A 17,836-nucleotide genomic window follows, 5' to 3' on the forward strand; every position below is an offset into this window, starting at 1 on the left:
CGGACGCCAAGGAACTGGCGAGACTTGCGGCGCTTCGGACCGCGCTGAGGCACTAATGGCCTGGAACCCGAGCCCCACGGCTCACACATAAAGAGCTGTGACAAGGAGAGCAGCGTGCGTGGAAGATCAGCATGGGTGTCACCTGGGCGTAGCTCTCCAGCCCTTTGGCCCCGCCGCTCGGCAACAGCGCCAGCCCGGAGGCCTCCACGCGCGTGAGGTAGTGCCACCTTCCCGGTGAGGAGGCCAAGAGCGGAGGAGTCACAGCCTCAGCGGAGGTGGGGTCAGCCCTTCCTGCCTGAGACAGCAGCAGCAGCACCAGCAATGAGGAAGTCATCAAAGCCTCCAACGGAGGACTCTCCTACGAGCAGGACCTATCACCAATCCCCGACATGCCCGACAACGTGGGTGGGGATCTACTTGGGACGTAGGGTCTGGAACTCACTCCATTGTTGTTCGTATTTCGCCAGTGTTTCCCTGTTTCTGAAGGCGTCGGGGTCAGTCCGGTTCAGCACGCGACCGCACGTCACGCCCGAGTCGTCGGCGCTCGTGACGAGGCCGTGCCGAGTTTGTGCTGGGCCTAGAGGAGAGCATCCCGTCAGTTCCAAGACCTGCCCGCCTTGCTCGCCTCTTGGGCTCTTCCTACGGGCCCCCTGCCTGAGCAACCGCGCCGTTCCAAGGTGTTGGCACTCTGAACGGCTGCTGCACGGCGCCAAGCACACCGGCGCTCCGCCCCTCTGCCGTGAGGGGTTTCCGGAGGGGAGTTGTTGGCCTCCTGATTGCCACCGCGCAGTGTAGATGAGGGAGATCGGCCCGGAATCGGTGTTCGATTGACTTCGGAATCGGTGCTCGACTTGGCCCGGTGCATGAACCTGACTCTACAGGTCGATCCCGAGCAGCCGTTCTTCTGCTGGGGCGCCATGAAGTTCCAGTACCAGCCAGGGCTTTCTGCAAAGGGCGTCAGGAGGCTTGGTGGTGGTCGTGACGATGTACTGGAAGATTGGCTGCTTGGCGGCCTCTTCCAATGAGCGCACGAACTGAAAGAGTTGATGGTATGGGCTCAGACCGAGATCAGCCTCCCGCGGACTGTCGTGAATGACGAACGCCGGAAGGGGAGTGCAGCTCGCCTCCTGCCACGAGGCTGTCCAAGCTGTCGCCCGGCTCGAAGGCAGGGTTGAGTTGCAAAAGCGGGTCCGGCCAGAGCGCGCCTGAGTGCATCTCTGCACTCACGTACTCGCGGATGCGGTCATCGCGGATGGTGACGAAGCTGCCGACATACTCAGAGTATTGGTCGACGACGTTGTCCCGGATCTCGAAGACGTCCATGGTCCCTTCACTCCGTGTGCAGGGAGGAACGTGAACGCGCGACGCCACGCCCTCCGCTGCATGCGGTGCGCACGGTATCCTGGCCGGCACGAGACTGCGAGCCCGCCCCGCCCGAGTACTGGCCAGCACTTTGGGAGCGACCGGATGGGCGTGGCCATCCCCTGTGCTCGTAAACCGGAGTGTAGGGACTCCGTGGACCCGACTGCAGGGATGCGGGACATCAGGACGGAGCGTTCCGCCCGTCAGGTCCAGCGACTGGGCAACACCACCAGGGAACCCTGAACTGGCAGAGCCGCGCCAGACTGGCCACCACGGGCCGGATCAGCTGCTGGTTCTCCACCTGGGTCTCGCCCGCCAGTTCCCCGATCCAATCCAGGGCGTCGTCATCGAAGACGGCGACCATGTCCCGTGCGCCCTTGAGCGCAAGGGGATGGCGCTCAAGGGCCTCCCACAGGGCCTCGAAGGTGGTGAACTCGGGCAGGTGAAGCAGGCCCTCGTCGCTGCTGCACACTTCCGTACAGAGGCACAACGCCGCTGATCGATGCAGGCGGCGTGGTGGTGAAGGACATTCCGCGTTCCACCGCGTCTCAGTGAGCACGCAGGCCCGTGGGCATCTTCTGGAGCGTCCCGGACCTGCGCAGCTCGCGGATGGCCTCCATGATGGAGCGGCACTCGCTGTCCGAGTTGTAGAAGTGTGGCGAGATGCGGATGCCTCCATTGGGCCGCCAGTCCACCACGAAGCCCTGCTCGATGAGGCGGCGGCACGCGTCCTCGCTGCCCTCGAAGTCCACACACACCGTGTTGCCCCGGCGGTGCGGCGCGCGCGGCGTGTTCACCTTCAATCCCTGCTCATCCGCCAGCGCCATCAACAGGGACGTCTGCCGCAGTGACTTCTCGCGGATGGCCGCCACACCCACCTCGCGGATGATTTCGTAACCCGCGCGCGCCGCGTGCAGCGCGGGCACCGAGGGAGAACCGCCCATGAAGCGGTGCGCGTCCGCCGCGTACTCCACGTCCCCGAAGTGGAAGTCGAACGGGTGCGCGTCCGAGAACCACCCCGTCATCCTCGGCTTGAAGTCCGGGATGAGGTCCTGGCGCGCGTAGAGGTACGCCGCGCCCGGGCCACCGCACAGCCACTTCACGCTCCCGCCCACCAGGAAGTCCACCCCGAGCGCCCGCACGTCGATGGGCACCGCGCCCGTGGCCTGGTAGCAGTCGAGGACAACCAGCGCGCCATGCCGGTGCGCCTTCTCGATGACCGGTTTCACGTCCACCAGCCCCGAGGAGCGGAACAGCACCAGGTCCAGCGACACCACCAGCGTCTCGTCGTCGATGGCGGCGAGCAGGTCCTCCGTCTCGACATTCAACCCGCCGTCGCGGCTCTTCACCGCCTCGATGCGGGCGCCGTTCCTGCGCTGGGCCATCCAGTTGTAGACGACCGAGGGGAAGTTCAGCTCGGTGAGCACCACCTTGTTGCGCCGGCCCGAGAAGGACAGCCCCGAGATGAGCACGGAGATGAGCGTGCTCACGTTCTGGTGCATCGTCATGGTGCCCGGCGGCGCGTTGAGGATGGAGCCGAGCAGGTCCGCCGTCTGCGCCACCATGGGCAGCCACGAGTGCCACGCCACCACGCCCTCGGTGTCCCAGAGGTCCGCGTAGTCGTTGAGGTACTGGCGCGCCTTGCGCGGCATCGCACCCAGCGAGTTGTTGATGAGGTAGCCGGCCTTGCGCTCGAGGATGGGGAACTCCGAGCGCCACTTTAGCAACGTATCGGTCTGGGCGGGAGGCATGCCACTGACCAACACGGCCCGCGCCCGGGGTCCTTTCCGCGTGGACCCCGGGTTTCCCCTCCGAACAGGACTACCGGCCCGACGAGCGGGCGGCCTTGCGGCGCGGTTTCGCCGCGGACTTTTTCGCGGGAGCCGGCTCGCGGTCCCACGTGCCGGAGCGGCCGCCGGACTTGTGGTCCAGCCGCACCTGCTCCATCACCATGCCCCGGTCCACGCTCTTGCACATGTCGTAGACCGTGAGCGCCGACGCGCACGCCGCCGTGAGCGCCTCCATCTCCACGCCCGTGCGGTCCACCGTGCGCACCGTCACGCGGATCTCCAGCGCGTCCTCCTGGGGCTCCAGCTCCACCTCCACCCCGGAGAGCGCGATGGGGTGGCACAGGGGAACGATGTCCGGAGTCCGCTTGGCCGCCATCACTCCGGCCAGACGGGCGGCGGCCAGGACGTCTCCCTTCTCCACCTTCCCCCGCACAATCCGCTCGAGCGTCGCGGGAAGCATGCGCAGCCGGGCGGTGGCCACGGCCACGCGCTCGGTCTTCTCCTTCCCGCCCACGTCCACCATCTTCACCGTTTCATCGCCTCCGACACCGCGGCGAGCAGATCGTCCGCGATGTCATCCGGGTCTTCCAGGCCCACCGAGACGCGGATGAGGCTCTCGCCGATGCCGGCTGCCTTCCGCTCCTCGGGCGTCATCCGCCGCGCGCTCGCGCTCGCCGCGTGCATCACCAGCGTGCACACGTCCCCGAGCGACGGCGCCGCCCTCGCCAGCTTCACCGCCTCCAGGAAGCGGAAGCAGTCCGGCCGGCCCGCGCCCTTGATGTCAAAGGCCACCATGCCGCCGAAGCCGCCCTCCAGCACCTGCTTCGCCACCGCGTGGTCCGGATGGCCCGGCAGCCCCGGGTAGTGCACGCGCTCGATGAGCGGGGACTCGGAGAGCCGCCTGGCCACGTGGGCCGCGTGCTCGCAGTGCGCCTTCATTCGGATGGGCAGCGTGCGCACCCCGCGCAGGGTGAGCCACGCCTCGAAGGGCCCCAGCACCTCACCGCCCAGCAGGCGCGCGGCCCGCAGCGGCGCCAGCTTCTCCTTCGTGCCGCTCACCGAGCCGCCCAGCGCGTCGCTGTGCCCGTTGAGCCACTTCGTCGTGGACTGGATGGCGTAGTCCGCCCCCAGCTCGCACGAGCGCTGCCCGTACGGCGAGGGGAAGGTGGCGTCCACCGCCAACACCGCCCCCACCTCGTGGCTCGCCCGCGCCAGCGCCCGGATGTCCGGCACGCGCAGCAGCGGGTTGGTGACGCTCTCGGCCAGCACCAGCTTGGGGCGCAGCGCGACGATGCGCTCGGGCGCCGCCGCGTCCGTGAGCATGAGCGCCTCGATGCGCACCCCGGCCCGCGCCGCCAGGTTCTTGTAGAGCGACCGGGTGACGCCGTAGCCGTCCGACGGCATCACCACCCCGTCGCCGGCCTTCAGGTTCTGCGCCTCGAAGACGGCCTTGAGGGCGGCCATGCCGCTCGCGTAGGCCACGCAGGCCTCCGCCCCCTCCAACGCCGCCACCGCCTCCTCCAGCAGCGCCGCGTTGGGCGCGGCGATGCGCGAGTAGACGTAGTCCTTGCCGTCCAGCGCCTCGTCCAGCTCGTCGCTGCTGTCGAAGAAGCTCACCGCCGACACGTGGATGGGGGGCACCACGGGCTGGGACTTGCTGCCCGTCAGCTGCGAGCCCGCGTGCACCGCCACCGTCTTCCGCTTCGTGCTCATGAATGTCTCCCGAGAGCCGTGCCCGAAGGGCCTACTCGCCGTGCTCGATGAGCCAGCGCTCGGCGTCGATGGCCGCCATGCAGCCCGTGCCCGCGGCCGTAATGGCCTGCCGGTAGTAGCTGTCCTGCACGTCGCCACAAGCGAACACGCCGGGGATGTTGGTCCGGGTGCTGCCCGGCACCGTCTTCAGGTAGCCCCCCTGGTGCGTCTCCAGCACGCCCTGGAAGAGGCTCGTGTTGGGCGTGTGGCCGATGGCCACGAACAGGCCCGTGGCCGCCACCAGCTTCGTGTCGTTCGTCTTCAGGTTGCGCACCACCGCGCCCGTCATCCCCTTGTTGTCACCCACCACCTCGTCGATGGCGCTGTCCCACAGGAAGGAGATCTTCGGGTTGTTCAGCGCCCGGTCCTGCATCACCTTCGAGGCGCGAAGGGAGTCGCGCCGGTGCACCACCGTGACGCTCTTGACGATCTTCGCCAGGTAGGTAGCCTCCTCCATGGCCGTGTCGCCGCCGCCCACCACCAGCACGTCCTGGTTCTTGAAGAAGGCGCCGTCACACGTGGCGCAGGCGGACACACCCCGGTTCTTGTAGGTGTCCTCGCCCTTCACGTCCAGCCACTTCGCGCTCGCGCCCGTGGCGATGATGATCGTCTCCGAGTAGCAGCTCTGGCTCTCGCCCTGGATGAAGAAGGGGCGCTTGGAGAAGTCCACCTTCTCCACGTTCTCCATGTGGATGACGGTGCCGAAGCGCTCGGCCTGCTTCTGGAAGCGCTCCATGATCTCCGGGCCCGTAATGCCCTCGGGGAAGCCGGGGTAGTTCTCCACGTCCGTGGTGATCATCAGCTGGCCGCCGGGCACGCGCTGGGGGTCCTCGAGGGTGGGGCCACCCGAGAACATGACGGGCTGCAGGTTGGCGCGCGCGGCGTAGATGGCCGCGGTGTAGCCCGCGGGCCCCGAGCCGATGATGGTCACCTTGTTGATCTTCTCCGCCACGGGTCGTCGCTCCTGTGTTTCCGTGAAATTGGGGCGCCACCGTACCAGAGCCCCCACGGGTCGTGGTACGAAGCAGCGCACCAATGGATGCCTCGATCCTCCAGAAGGTTGCGCTCTTCGAGGGGCTCACCCAAAGTCAGCTCCTCCGGGTCGCCGCGATCGCCCGTCCCCGGGGCCATGAGGCAGGGGCCTGCCTGTTCCGTGAGGGAGAGACCGGCCGGGACATGTTCATCATCCTGGAAGGCAAGGTGCGCATCTCCCAGCAGGTGCCCGGCATGGGGGAAGAGGCGCTCGCCATCCTGGAAAAGGGCCAGTATTTCGGGGAGATGTCCGTCATCGAGGACATCCCCCGCTCGGCCGACGCCTACGCCCACACCTCGTGCACCCTGTGGGTGATCGAACGCGAGCAGTTGGATCACCTCATGTTCACCGACAAGGACCTGGCCTACGTGCTGCTGTGGAGCTTCGTCCGCACACTGTCGGTGCGGCTGCGCGAGACGAACGAGAAGATGAAGACGTTCCTGGCGCTGTCGCGTTTCTGACGCGCCGCCCCACTCCCGCCGGGCCTCCACCCGCCCGGAGGCACGGGCAGCGGGCGGGGTGACGAAGGACCCTCCCAGGAGCCCCCACTCCCCGTGAGCCCTGGATACACTGGGACCAGGCGGCTGTGCGCGCCCCCGAGCCCCCCCATGATTCCACCTCCCCTCCCGCCCGATGAGCCGCGGCGGCTCCAGGCCCTGCGGCGCCTGGGCCTGCTGGACACCCCGGCCGAGGAGCGCTTCGACCGCATCGTCCGGATGGCCGCCCGGACGTTCCGCGTCCCCATCTCCCTGGTGTCCCTGGTGGACGGCTCGCGGCAGTGGTTCAAGGCCCGCGTGGGCATGGACACGTCCTCCACGGCGCGCAGCGTCTCCTTCTGCGGCCACGCCATCCTCACCCCGGACACCTTCGTGGTGCGGGACGCGCTGGACGACAAGCGCTTCTTCGACAACCCGCTCGTCACCGCCGAGCCCCACGTGCGCTTCTACGCGGGCCACCCGCTGCACGCCGCGGACGGCAGCCCCGTGGGGACGCTCTGCCTCATGGACCGCCGGGCACGCGACTTCGGCCCCGAGGAGCGCCAGCAGCTGGAGGACCTGGCCTCGTGGGTGGAGCTGGAGCTCAACGCCCTCACCCTCCAGCAGGCGCGCACCGCGCTGGCGCAGCAGGAGCGCTTCTTCGAGCTGTCCGTGGACATGCTCTGCATCGCCGGGGTGGAGGGCACCTTCCGGCAGCTGAGCCGGGCGTGGAGCCGGACGCTCGGCTACTCCGAGCAGACGCTGCGCGCCACGCCCCTGCTGGAGCTGGTGCACGAGGAGGACCGGGCCTCCACCACCGAGTGGCTGGCGCGGGGCGCGCGCGGCGAGCTCCTCCCCCGCTTCGAGCACCGCTGCCGCGGCCAGGACGGCACCTGGCACTGGCTCCAGTGGAACGCCACCGTCAACCCGGAGGAGGGCATCTTCTACGGCGTGGCGCGCGACGTCACCGAGCAGAAGCGCCTGGAGGCCGAGCGCCGGCAGATGGAGCGGATGAAGAGCGAGTTCGTCTCCACCGTCAGCCACGAGCTGCGCACGCCCCTCACCTCCATCCGCGGCTCGCTCGGCCTGCTGGAGGGCGGCATCCTCGGCGAGCTGCCCGCCCAGGCCCAGGACATGGTGCGCATCGCCCGCACCAACACCGAGCGCCTCATCCGCCTCATCAACGACATCCTCGACCTCGAGAAGATGGAGTCCGGCAAGCTGGATTTCCACCTGGAGCCGCTGGAGCTGGACGCGCTGCTGGCCCAGGCCGTCGAGGCGCACCAGGGTTACGCACGGGAGTGCGGCGCCAGCGTGGAGCTGGTGGTGGAGGCGCCCGGCGCCCGCGTCCTGGCGGATGGGGACCGCTTCCTCCAGGTGCTGGCCAACCTGCTGTCCAACGCGCTCAAGTTCTCCCCACGTGGAGAGCGCGTGACGCTGCGGCTGGAGCGGGTGGGCCCGCGGCTGCGCGTGAGCGTGGAGGACCGGGGGCCGGGCATTCCCGAGGCCTTCCGGGGCCGCATCTTCGAGAAGTTCGCCCAGGCGGACGGCTCGGACAGCCGGCGCAAGGGAGGCACCGGGCTGGGGCTCTCCATCGCGCGGGCGCTGGCGGAGCGGATGGGCGGCACGCTGGACTTCGTCACCACCAAGGGCGCCGGCACCACCTTCCGGGTGGAGCTGCCCGAGTGGCACGCGGAGGCGAGCGTCTCCGCCCCGTCCGTGCCGCCCCAGCAGGAGCCGGCCCCACGGGCCGGGCCCCACGCCGCGCGCCCCCGCGTCCTGCACGTGGAGGCGGACGAGGACAACCGCCGCGTGGTGGCCAACGTGCTGCGGGACGTGGCGGACGTGGTGCCCGCGAGCGGCCCCCTGGAGGCCGAGTCCGCGCTGCGCTCCGGACCCTTCCCGCTCGTCATCGCCGAGCCCGTGCTGCCCGAGGGCGGGGTCCTGCCGCTGGCCCCGCTGCTCGCCGCCGCCCCGGTGGTGCTCTTCTCCGTGCGCGAGGCCGAGCCGGAGCTGGCCCGCCAGGTCTCCGCCGTGCTGGTGAAGTCCCGCACCTCCAACGAGGAGCTGCGCTCCACCGTCCTCCGCCTCCTGCTGTCCGCCGCCCAACCCCTGCCTCCCAGAGGTGTCCCATGACGATTCGCAAGGTGATGCTCGTGGACGACGAGGATGACATCCGCACCATCGGCCAGCTGAGCCTCGGCCGCGTGGGCGGCTGGCAGACGGTGCTCGCCGCCTCGGGCGCCGAGGCCGTGGCCAAGGCCGCCGCCGAGCAGCCGGACCTCATCCTCCTGGACGTGATGATGCCGGGCATGGACGGGCCCACCACCCTGGGCAAGCTGCGCGCCCAGGAGGCCACCGCGAAGACGCCCGTCATCTTCATGACGGCGAAAATCCAGAAGCAGGAGGTGGCACGCTACCTGGAGCTGGGGGCCGTGGGCGTCATCGGCAAGCCGTTCGATCCGATGACCCTGCCCGCCGAAATCAAGAAGCTGCTGCCGCCCACCTGAGGCACCGTGAAGACCCGTCTCTCCAAACGCTCCGTGGTGCTCGCCGGGGGGGCGCTCGCGCTCCTGTGTGTGCTCTTCGCCCTGGGCCGCCCCATGCCGGCCGGCGAGCACGACCGCTACCGCACCCACCTGCGCCAGCTCCGCGTCCTGAGCGCCGAGCTGGAGCAGGATCTCCTGCGCGCCCACGTGGGCATGCCCCGGCTCCATGGCGAGCCGCGCGAGGAGCTCGCCACCCTGCGAGCGATGGCGGAGCGGTTGCGCGCCTCCCCCTCGTTCCTCACGGAGCCGGAGCGGCGGACGTTGAACGCGGTGCTGGACGACTACCTGCGCGCCCTGGCGGACGAGGAGGCCCTGCTGGTGCGCCTCCAGGCGCAAGGTCCGGGCGAGGCCGAGGCCACGCTCCGCCAGCTGCTGGACAGCCCCGCCAGCCCCGAGGCCGAGCGGATCATCACCACCTACCTCCAGCTGCACGAGGGGGCGCTGGCGCGCACCGAGCGCTTCCGCATCGTCCTCTTCGCCTTCTCGCTGCTGCTCGTCGCCTTCGTCCTGGCGGTGCTGGTGCGGCTGGCGCGCACGGGGGCCGCGCTCGACACCCTCAACGCGCAGCTGGAGGCCCGGGTGGAGGAGCGCACCGCGGCCCTCTCCACCGCCAACACGGAGCTGCGCGAGAGCGAGGCCCGCAAGGCGGCCATCCTGGAGAGCTCGCTCGATGGCATCATCTCCCTGGACGAGGCGGGCCGCATCCTGGAGTTCAACCCCGCCGCGGAGCAGATCTTCCGGCTGCCACGGGCGCAGGCGCTGGGCCGGGACTTCGTCTCGCTCGCCCTGGCCGCCACCGTGAAGGCCGAGCAGCGCGGCATGGTGGCTCGCGCGCTCCGGGCCGATGCCGCCCCCGGCCGCGCCACCCGCCTGGAGCTGCAGGGCCTGCGCGCGGATGGCAGCACCTTCCCCGCCGAGCTCACCCTCCTGCGCGTGCGCACCGACGGCCCCGCGCGCTTCACCTCCTACGTGCGCGACATCACCGAGCGCCGCGAGGTGGAGCGGCTGAAGAACGAGTTCGTCTCCACCGTCAGCCACGAGCTGCGCACGCCCCTCACCTCCATCCGTGGCTCGCTCGGCCTGCTCGAGGGCGGCATCCTCGGCGAGCTGCCCGCCCAGGCCCAGGACATGGTGCGCATCGCCCGCACCAACACCGAGCGCCTCATCCGCCTCATCAACGACATCCTCGACCTCGAGAAGATCGAGTCCGGCAAGATGGAGCTGAAGCTCCAGTCGGTGGAGACGGCCGAGCTCCTCGAGGCCACCTTCAGCGGGGTGCGGGGCATGGCGGACGCGGCGCGGGTGCGCCTGCACGCCGAGGCGGAAGGGGCGGGCCCGGTGCGGGCGGACCGGGACCGGCTCATCCAGGTGCTCACCAACCTCGTCTCCAACGCCATCAAGTTCTCCCCTCCGGACAGTCAGGTGGTGGTGCGGGCGGCCCGGGACGCGCGCGGCCAGGTGCGCTTCTCCGTGGTGGACCAGGGCCCGGGCATCCCGTTGGATCAGCGCGGCCGGCTCTTCGGCAAGTTCCAGCAGTTGGACAGCTCGGACACGCGCACCAAGGGAGGCACCGGCCTGGGCCTGGCCATCTCCCAGGCCATCGTCGAGCAGCACGGCGGCCGCATCGAGGTGCACAGCGAGCCAGGCCATGGCGCCACCTTCACCTTCTCGCTGACGGCGCTGCGCATGGGCTCGGGCAGTAGCTCCGTGGTGATGGACGAGTCGCGCTACACCATCCTCGTGGTGACGACGGACTCGGAGCTGTCCGGCCTGCTGCGCGGCCTGCTCACCCACGAGGGCTACCGCGTGCTGCGCAGCCCCTCGGCGGAGGAGGCGGAGAAGCTCATCGAGGTGGGCGCCCCGGACATGCTCGTGCTGGACGCGCAGGGCCCGGAGGGCAGCGGGCTGGAGCTCGTCCGCAAGCTGCGCGAGGAGCCCCGCACCCGCGAGCTGCCGGTGTTGATGCTGTCGGGGCGCTCGGCGCAGCAGGAGGGCGTCGTCCAGCCGCTGCTGGTGGACTGGATGGAGAAGCCCTTCGACGAGAAGCGCTTCCTGCTGTCGCTGCGCCACGCCATCCGCCGGCCGGGCCAGGCGCGGGTGCTCATCGTGGACGACGACGTGAGCACGCGCCAGGTGCTGCGCGCCCAGTTGGAGCGCCTGGGGGTGGCCTGCTACGAGGCCGAGGACGGTGAGAGCGCGGTGGCGCTGGCCCGCACCACGCCGCCGGATCTCATCGTCCTGGACGTGGGCCTGCCCCGGCTGGATGGCTTCGAGGTGGTGGACATCCTCCGCCAGGGCAAGGGCCGCGGCACACCGCTCATCGTCTTCACCGGGCGCGAGCTGTCGTCCGGGGACCAGCACCAGCTCACGCTCGGCCTCACCCGCCACCTCACCAAGGCGCGCACGTCCGAGGACGAGCTGCTCGTCTCCGTGCGGGAGCTGCTCAACGGGCTTCTGGCCCACAAGGACAGCGGCCAGACGCCGCACCAGGAGGCCCCATGAGCCGGGGAACCATCCTCTTCCTCGAGGATGATCAGGATCTGCAGTCGCTCGTCTCCGCGTACCTGCGCGAGCGGGGTTACGAGGTGGAGCCGGCCCGCACCGTGAAGGAGGCGCGCACGGTGCTGGCCTGCATCCGGGTGGATGCCGCCGTGGTGGACGGCCTGCTGCCGGAGGTGAAGGGGACGGACTTCCTCCAGGAGGTGCGCCAGCAGCACCCCACGCTGCCCATCCTCTTCGCCTCGGCCTTCTGGAAGGAGCTCCAGAGCCACGATCACCTCACGCGGCAGCTCGAGGTGTCGCGCGTGCTGCACAAGCCCTACACGCCCCAGGAGCTGCTCCTCTGGGTGGAGCAGATGCTGGCGGCGAGGCCCCCTCCCCCGCCGCCCGCGGCACTGGCCGAGGGCCAGGACTCCGCGGAGGACCTGGACGCCACCTTCCGGACGCTGAGCGCCGAGTACGGGGCGCGCCTGGGGGACAAGCTGAGGGATTTGACGGGGGCGATGGAGCGGGCGCGGGCCGGAAGCAAGGAGGGGATGGATGCGGCCTTCGAGCTCGCCCACAAGCTGCATGGGACGGCGGGCTCCTACGGCTTCCACGCGGTGAGCGGCGCGGCGCGGCTCCTGGAGGTGCTGCTCAAGCCGGTCCGGGACGGAAAGGCGGCACCGGACTGGGGGGCCCTGGAGGCGGCACGGCAGGCACTGGCCACGGTGATCGGGAAAGAAACCGGGCCGGCTCAGGCGGACCGGGCCGGGAGCACGAAGCCGGGCAGGAGCTCCTCGGCGAAGTAGTGCTTGAGGGAGCGCTTCATTCCGAGCCGCAGGAGGAAGAAGGGCCGGGCCTGCTTGTAGTGCCAGTAGATGGCGACGATGACGCCGGTGCGCCCGGCGTCCTTGCGCAGCCGCACCTCGCCGCCGAAGTCGAAGGCCGGCGCGGAGACGGGCTGGAAGAGCTCCGGCCGGACGCGGAAGACGCTCTCGGCGTAGCGCAGGAGGATGAAGCCCTGCTCCGCGGCCTCCCCGAGCCGCTCCAGCACCTTGCAGTAGGGCCACAGCACCTTGAGCCGCTCGAGGTCCTCGGGATGGACGAGCTGGCGCTCGGCCTCGGATTGCCCGTGCCAGGGGTAGAGCCCCCACACGCGTTCGTTCATCGGCACGGCATGGGTGAACATCGGACGGCCTCCTCACGCGATCAGCGTCCCCGCACACGGACGGCTCGCGGTGTCCTGACGTGACACGATGCGGAAGGCCCCGCCAATCCTCCCCGTCCCGACTGTAGGCCGCTCCACACACATCGAGACGGTTGTGTCCGGTTCCTTCCGAGGGAAGCGCCGTCGGCACGCGCGTTGCTCTACCGCCCGGCACGGATGAAGGGCGGGACGGTGGGCGGGCGGCGTGGGTGGCGGTGCGGTGAGAAGTCCGTGACGCGGACGGAGGGCGGGATGGACAGGACGGCGGCGGTGGTGACGGTGGGGTGGGAGGAGTCGGCGGGCGAGGGATCGGTGAGGGAGAAGCTTCCGGAGGCGGACAGCCCCCGGGAGCGCCTCTTCCGGTTGGGGGCGGCGGCCCTCACCGATCCGGAGCTTCTCTCCGTGTTGCTGGGCTCGGGAGCGCGCACGCGGGCGCTGGCGGAGGCCCTGCTCGCCACCCGAGGCGGACTCAAGCAACTGGTGCAGCAGGATCCGCGGGAGCTGTGCGCGCGGCCGGGAATGGGGCCGGGGCGTACGGCGCAGGTGCTGGCGGCGCTGGAGCTGGGACGCCGGGCCCAGCGAGTCACCGAGCGGCGGCCGCGCCTGCGCACCCCGAAGGAGATCTCCGCGTACCTGGCGCCCAACCTGAGCGCGCTGCGGCGCGAGGTGTTCCACGTGTTGTGCTTCAACGCGCGCAACGTGCTGCTACATGACGCACGCGTGGCCGAGGGCACCATCAACTCCTGCATGGTGGATCCACGCGAGGTGTTCGCCGCGGCCATCACCTCGCGGGCCTCGGCCATCGTACTGGCGCACAACCACCCCTCGGGGGACCCGGAGCCCTCGGGACAGGACCTGGGCCTCACGGCCCAGCTCATCGAGGCGGGCCGGGTGCTGGGCATCAAGGTGCTGGACCATGTGGTGATTGGAGATGGGACGTACGCGTCGCTGTTGGAGCGGGGCGAGTTGCCGCTGCTGGGCGGGGAGACCCGAGGACCATGGAGCATGGCGGGAGAGCGTGGATGATGCTGGGGGCACTGGGTGTTGTGGCGTGCGGTGGTGGGGCGGTGCGGGTGGAGGTGATGGAGGACGAGGTGGCGCAGGTGGTGCCCGTGGGCGGCGGCAAGGCGCGCACGGTGCCGCGCTCCACCCTTCCCCCGGGGGCACGGGAAGGAGACGTGGTGCGGGACGGCCGCCTGGACGCCGAGGCAGGCGCCCGGCTGGCCCGGGAGGTGGCCGAATGGCGGGCCCGCCTGGCCGTCCCGGTACCTGACGGGCTGGATCTGTCCTCAGGAGCTTCTGGGTCGTTGACGGCCGATAAGGAACGGTGAATATGCGGCGGATGCCGGAGGCCCTCCCCCATTACGAGCAAGCCCAGGAGGGACTGGTCCGTCATTTCGGCCTGAGCGAGTTCAGGCCGGGGCAGGCCCAGGTCATCAGCTCCGTGCTGAGCGGGCGCAACACCGTGGTGGTCATGCCCACGGGCGCGGGGAAGAGCCTGTGCTACCAGCTCCCCGCCGTGCTGCTGCCCGGGGTGACGCTCGTCATCTCCCCGCTCATCGCGCTGATGAAGGATCAGGTGGAGCAGCTCACGGGCCGCGGCATCTCCGCCACGTTCATCAACTCGTCCCTGTCGGACCTGGAGCGGGCGGACCGCATCCGCCGCATGCGGGCCGGCGAGTTCAAGCTCGTCTACGTGGCGCCCGAGCGCTTCCGCAGCCCCAGCTTCCTGGACGCGCTGAGCCAGGTGGGGGTGGAGTTGCTCGCCGTGGACGAGGCCCACTGTATCTCCCAGTGGGGCCACGACTTCCGGCCGGACTACGCGCAGCTGGGCCAGGTGCGCAAGCGCCTGCGTCCGCCGCGCACCGTGGCCCTCACCGCCACCGCGACGCCCGAGGTGCGCGACGACATCGTCCGCTCCCTGCTGATGAAGGACCCGCAGGTGTTCGCCGAGGGCTTCGACCGGCCCAACCTCTTCCTGGAGGTGTTCCAGGTGAGCGGGGACGAGGACAAGCGCCGGGCCTGCGCGGGGCTCGCGTCGGTGGGGGGCGGCAGCGGCATCATCTACTGCTCCACGCGCAAGTCGGCGGAGAACACGCACTCGGCGCTGCTGGAGCGGGGGGTGAACGCCATCCTCTACCACGCGGGCATGGACGACGACGCCCGGCGCCGCGCCCAGGACGACTTCATGTCCGCCAAGGAGGCGGTGGCGGTGGCCACCAACGCCTTCGGCATGGGCATCGACAAGCCGGACATCCGCTTCGTGGCCCACGCCAACATCCCCAAGGCGGTGGAGGCGTACTACCAGGAGATCGGCCGCGCGGGACGTGACCGGGGGCCGGCCTTCGCCGCGCTGCTCTTCAACCACGCGGACGTGTACACGCAGGAGCGGCTCATCGAGAGCAACCACCCCTCGGAGGCGGTGCTCTCGGACCTGTGGAACGTGCTGCGCTCGGTGCCCGAGTACGACAAGGGCCAGCACGTGCTGGCGGCCCAGGCGGGCGCGAGCGAGTTCGAGATCTCCTCCGCGCTGCGCATCCTGGAGCGCGAGGGCAAGATTGAACGGGGCAGCCGGGGCGAGGGCGAGTACGGCATCACCCTGACGGAGAAGGCGCCCGGCGCGCAGCCGCATGCTCCGGATGCGAGGCGCCTGCTGGCCTCGTTGCTGGAGACGTTCCCCGTGGGGCGCTCGGCGACCACGGAGTTGCCCATCCTCGCGCGGCGCACGGGACTGTCGGGCGACGAGATTCAACACGCGCTCAAGCTGCTGGAGCGGGCGGGAGCGCTGCAGGTACGCCGGCCCTTCTCCGGACGCACCATCCGCGCGCTGTCCACGGTGCCCTTCCGCGAGCTGGGCGTGGACCTGAGCAAGGTGCGTGAGCAGGAGCGGCGCTCGCTGCTGCACCTCAAGCAGATGACGGACTACGCCTACACGAAGCGGTGCCGGCGGGCCTTCATCCTCCAGTATTTCGGGCAGAAGGACGTGGAGGCCACCTGCGGCAACTGCGACACGTGCGCGGGCAGCCGGCTCAAGCGCCTGGAGGGGCTCGACCGTCACGCGACCGCGCCCCGGGCCACGCCGACGCTGGCCCCCGGCCGCCCCGACGGCTACAGCGAGCTGGCCGCCACCGAGCTGCGCCGCTGGCGCAAGGAGCTGGCGAGGGATCTCGAGGTGCCGCCCTTCATCATCTTCAATGACGAGACGCTGCGGGGACTCGCCGCGGCGCTGCCCATCGACCGGGAGTCGTTCCTCACGGTGAAGGGCACGGGCGAGAGCCGCTGGGAGCGCTTCGGACCCAAGGTGGTGGAGATCTGCCTCATGGCGCGCGCCGCCGGGCACGAGCCCATTCCGGTGGCTCCCGTCCCGCCCAAGGTGCGCAAGTCGAGGAGCGCCCGGCACTGAGAGCACGGAAGAGCCCCTGCGGACATGTGCTGCCCACCGCGACCCATTTCCCCTCGCCCTCCGGGAGAGGGACGGGGTGAGGGTGCCACGGCTCCCAGGTTGAACCCCCTGTCCACACCGCGCTTCGACCAGACCCTGCTGTTGCTGGGTGTCACCCGGCGTTTCCAGCGCGACTCCAGATAGCGGGCCCAACGTGGTACGAGAGGAGTCATGTCGAACTCCTCTTCTCCGCGTCCGCTCGCCGTGCTGGTGGGCGTACAACTTCCCGGCGTCTCGGACACCGAACACGCCGCCGACCTCGCCGAGCTCGGGCGGTTGGTGCACACACTCGGCTACGAGGTTGTCGCGACCGTGAGCCAGCGCCGCGACAAGCTCGCGACGGGAACGGTGCTCGGGAGCGGAAAGCTCGCGGAACTGGCCCGGCTCACCGGGGGCCGCGGCACCGTGGTCTCGGGGGCACATGGGCGCAAGTCGAAGGCACGCGAGCGCTGGGAGGCCGAAGCCGAGGAAGCCGGGGAGCAGGAAGCCGAGGCCGGAACGGGCGAGGACGTGGCGGAGGAGGACGAGGTCCCCGAGGAGGAGCTGTCCGCCGAGGCCAGCGAGGAACCCCTCGCGGAGAAGCCCACGGTGGTGGTGGTCGACCACGAGCTCTCACCCAGCCAGTTGAGCAACCTGGAGAGGGCCACGGGCGCGCAGGTGTACGACCGCACGGGCGTCATCGTGGACATCTTCCACCGCCACGCGCGGAGCCGGGAGGCGAAGATGCAGGTGGAGATCGCCCGGCTCAACTACCTGGCCCCGCGCCTGCGCGAGTCGACGGGGAGCCGCGAGCGCCAGCAGGGCCGGGGCTCGGGTGACTCGGCGGTGGAGCTGGATCGCCGCAAGATTCGCGACCGGCTCGCCGAGCTGCGCGAGGGGCTCGCGGCCATCCAGCACGACCAGGACCACCGGCGCTACGCCCGGAGGGACCAGCTGCGGGTGGCGCTGGTCGGCTACACCAACGCGGGCAAGTCCTCGCTCATGCGGGCCCTGACGGGCAGCGAGGTGCTGGTGGCGGATCAGCTCTTCGCCACGCTCGACACCACGGTGCGGGCGCTGCAACCGGAGACCCGTCCACGGGTGCTGATTTCCGACACGGTGGGCTTCATCCAGAAGCTGCCGCACGACCTGGTGGCCTCGTTCCGCTCCACGCTGGACGAGGCGCTGGAGGCATCGCTGCTGCTCTACGTGGTGGATGGCTCCGACCCCACCTGGGAGTCCCAGCTCGAGGTGACCCGCTCGGTGCTCCGGGAGATTGGAGCGCAGAGCGTGCCGAGCCGGCTGTTGTTCAACAAGGCGGACCGGCTCACGCCCGAGGCCCGGGAGGCCCTGCTCCAGCGGCATCCCGAGGCCCTCCTCCTCTCGGCGCACGCACCGGAGGACGTGGCGTCACTGCGCCAGACGATCATCGAGTTCTTCGAGGGCTCGATGATCGAAGCGGAGCTGGTGATTCCCTACGCCCGGCAGGCGCGCATCGGAGAGGTGTACGAGCATGCGCGGGTGCTCTCCGAGGCCTACGACGAAACGGGCCGGCGGCTGAAGCTCCGGGCGCTCCCCGCGGCGATGGCCCGACTCACCCGAGCCTTCGAGACGTGAGCGGATGAACTAGTACTACAGTGGGACTTTGGCGCGAGGGTCTCTGCGTCGGTAATGGCAGCGTTTGGCGATGGCCTGATGGCGGCGTCGCCAGCGGCTCCAGTGCAGGACGAAGTCCAAGGCCGGCCGCACCACCCAAGCGATGTTC

17 protein-coding genes are annotated in these 17,836 nt (G+C 70.1%); 10 read left to right on the forward strand and 7 right to left on the reverse strand.

Annotated elements, in window-relative coordinates:
* Positions 1 to 863: 863 nt before the first annotated feature.
* The gene (locus VFZ09_RS44910; RefSeq protein ID WP_329733994.1) at positions 864 to 1,025 is read left to right on the forward strand and encodes a hypothetical protein; all 162 of its coding nucleotides are present in this window, start codon (positions 864 to 866) and stop codon (positions 1,023 to 1,025) included.
* A 43-nt stretch (positions 1,026 to 1,068) separates the two neighbouring features.
* Here the strand turns inward: VFZ09_RS44910 and VFZ09_RS44915 are convergent, their stop codons facing one another.
* The 6 genes from VFZ09_RS44915 to trxB all read right to left on the reverse strand — a co-directional run bounded on the left by VFZ09_RS44915 (position 1,069) and on the right by trxB (position 5,856).
* Positions 1,069 to 1,323, reverse strand: a complete 255-nt coding sequence (locus VFZ09_RS44915) for a hypothetical protein (protein WP_329733995.1) — start codon at positions 1,321 to 1,323, stop codon at positions 1,069 to 1,071.
* A 220-nt stretch (positions 1,324 to 1,543) separates the two neighbouring features.
* Positions 1,544 to 1,834 carry a hypothetical protein gene (locus VFZ09_RS44920; RefSeq protein WP_329733996.1) on the reverse strand — a complete coding sequence of 97 codons (291 nt, stop codon included), beginning with the start codon at positions 1,832 to 1,834 and terminating at the stop codon, positions 1,544 to 1,546.
* A gap of 76 nt (positions 1,835 to 1,910) precedes the next feature.
* Positions 1,911 to 3,113, reverse strand: coding sequence for an aminotransferase class V-fold PLP-dependent enzyme (locus VFZ09_RS44925; protein ID WP_329733997.1), 1,203 nt, complete (start codon positions 3,111 to 3,113; stop codon positions 1,911 to 1,913).
* 70 nt (positions 3,114 to 3,183) lie between these two features.
* A complete protein-coding gene (gene moaC, locus VFZ09_RS44930; protein WP_329733998.1) occupies positions 3,184 to 3,681 on the reverse strand; it encodes a cyclic pyranopterin monophosphate synthase MoaC in 498 nt (165 codons plus the stop codon).
* Complete coding sequence (locus VFZ09_RS44935; protein ID WP_329733999.1) at positions 3,678 to 4,865, reverse strand: aminotransferase class I/II-fold pyridoxal phosphate-dependent enzyme; 1,188 nt, start codon at positions 4,863 to 4,865, stop codon at positions 3,678 to 3,680. The genes moaC and VFZ09_RS44935 overlap by 4 nt, the downstream gene beginning before the upstream one ends.
* A 31-nt stretch (positions 4,866 to 4,896) precedes the next feature.
* Complete coding sequence (gene trxB / locus VFZ09_RS44940) at positions 4,897 to 5,856, reverse strand: thioredoxin-disulfide reductase (protein WP_329734000.1); 960 nt, start codon at positions 5,854 to 5,856, stop codon at positions 4,897 to 4,899.
* An 83-nt stretch (positions 5,857 to 5,939) separates the two neighbouring features.
* On the opposite strand from trxB, the gene VFZ09_RS44945 reads away from it, so the two are divergent.
* The 5 genes from VFZ09_RS44945 (at position 5,940) to VFZ09_RS44965 (ending at position 12,252) form a co-directional block, all read left to right on the forward strand.
* Positions 5,940 to 6,398 carry a cyclic nucleotide-binding domain-containing protein gene (locus VFZ09_RS44945; protein WP_073564335.1) on the forward strand — a complete coding sequence of 153 codons (459 nt, stop codon included), beginning with the start codon at positions 5,940 to 5,942 and terminating at the stop codon, positions 6,396 to 6,398.
* A gap of 147 nt (positions 6,399 to 6,545) precedes the next feature.
* Positions 6,546 to 8,549 carry an ATP-binding protein gene (locus VFZ09_RS44950; RefSeq protein WP_329734001.1) on the forward strand — a complete coding sequence of 668 codons (2,004 nt, stop codon included), beginning with the start codon at positions 6,546 to 6,548 and terminating at the stop codon, positions 8,547 to 8,549.
* Positions 8,546 to 8,923 (forward strand): response regulator, encoded by a 378-nt coding sequence (locus VFZ09_RS44955; RefSeq protein WP_329734002.1) that lies wholly within the window; start codon positions 8,546 to 8,548, stop codon positions 8,921 to 8,923. The genes VFZ09_RS44950 and VFZ09_RS44955 overlap by 4 nt, the downstream gene beginning before the upstream one ends.
* A gap of 6 nt (positions 8,924 to 8,929) precedes the next feature.
* Positions 8,930 to 11,464, forward strand: a complete 2,535-nt coding sequence (locus VFZ09_RS44960) for a response regulator (protein ID WP_329734003.1) — start codon at positions 8,930 to 8,932, stop codon at positions 11,462 to 11,464.
* Positions 11,461 to 12,252: a response regulator gene (locus VFZ09_RS44965; protein ID WP_329734004.1), complete on the forward strand. Its 792-nt coding sequence runs from the start codon at positions 11,461 to 11,463 to the stop codon at positions 12,250 to 12,252. The genes VFZ09_RS44960 and VFZ09_RS44965 overlap by 4 nt, the downstream gene beginning before the upstream one ends.
* Here the strand turns inward: VFZ09_RS44965 and VFZ09_RS44970 are convergent.
* The gene (locus VFZ09_RS44970) at positions 12,198 to 12,632 is read right to left on the reverse strand and encodes a DUF6960 family protein (protein ID WP_329734005.1); all 435 of its coding nucleotides are present in this window, start codon (positions 12,630 to 12,632) and stop codon (positions 12,198 to 12,200) included. The two genes, VFZ09_RS44965 and VFZ09_RS44970, sit on opposite strands and share 55 nt — an antisense overlap.
* A 270-nt stretch (positions 12,633 to 12,902) precedes the next feature.
* On the opposite strand from VFZ09_RS44970, the gene radC reads away from it, so the two are divergent.
* The 4 genes from radC (at position 12,903) to hflX (ending at position 17,688) form a co-directional block, all read left to right on the forward strand.
* Positions 12,903 to 13,676 (forward strand): RadC family protein, encoded by a 774-nt coding sequence (radC, locus tag VFZ09_RS44975; RefSeq protein WP_329734006.1) that lies wholly within the window; start codon positions 12,903 to 12,905, stop codon positions 13,674 to 13,676.
* The gene (locus VFZ09_RS44980) at positions 13,673 to 13,981 is read left to right on the forward strand and encodes a DUF3006 domain-containing protein (RefSeq protein WP_329734007.1); all 309 of its coding nucleotides are present in this window, start codon (positions 13,673 to 13,675) and stop codon (positions 13,979 to 13,981) included. The genes radC and VFZ09_RS44980 overlap by 4 nt, the downstream gene beginning before the upstream one ends.
* Positions 13,982 to 13,983: 2 nt before the next feature.
* The gene (locus VFZ09_RS44985; RefSeq protein WP_329734008.1) at positions 13,984 to 16,053 is read left to right on the forward strand and encodes an ATP-dependent DNA helicase RecQ; all 2,070 of its coding nucleotides are present in this window, start codon (positions 13,984 to 13,986) and stop codon (positions 16,051 to 16,053) included.
* Between the two features lie 210 nt (positions 16,054 to 16,263).
* Positions 16,264 to 17,688, forward strand: coding sequence for a GTPase HflX (gene hflX, locus VFZ09_RS44990; RefSeq protein WP_329734009.1), 1,425 nt, complete (start codon positions 16,264 to 16,266; stop codon positions 17,686 to 17,688).
* Positions 17,689 to 17,836 lie beyond the last annotated feature (148 nt).

Origin of the sequence: Archangium sp. (assembly GCF_036277355.1) — a bacterium.
GTDB lineage: Bacteria > Myxococcota > Myxococcia > Myxococcales > Myxococcaceae > Archangium.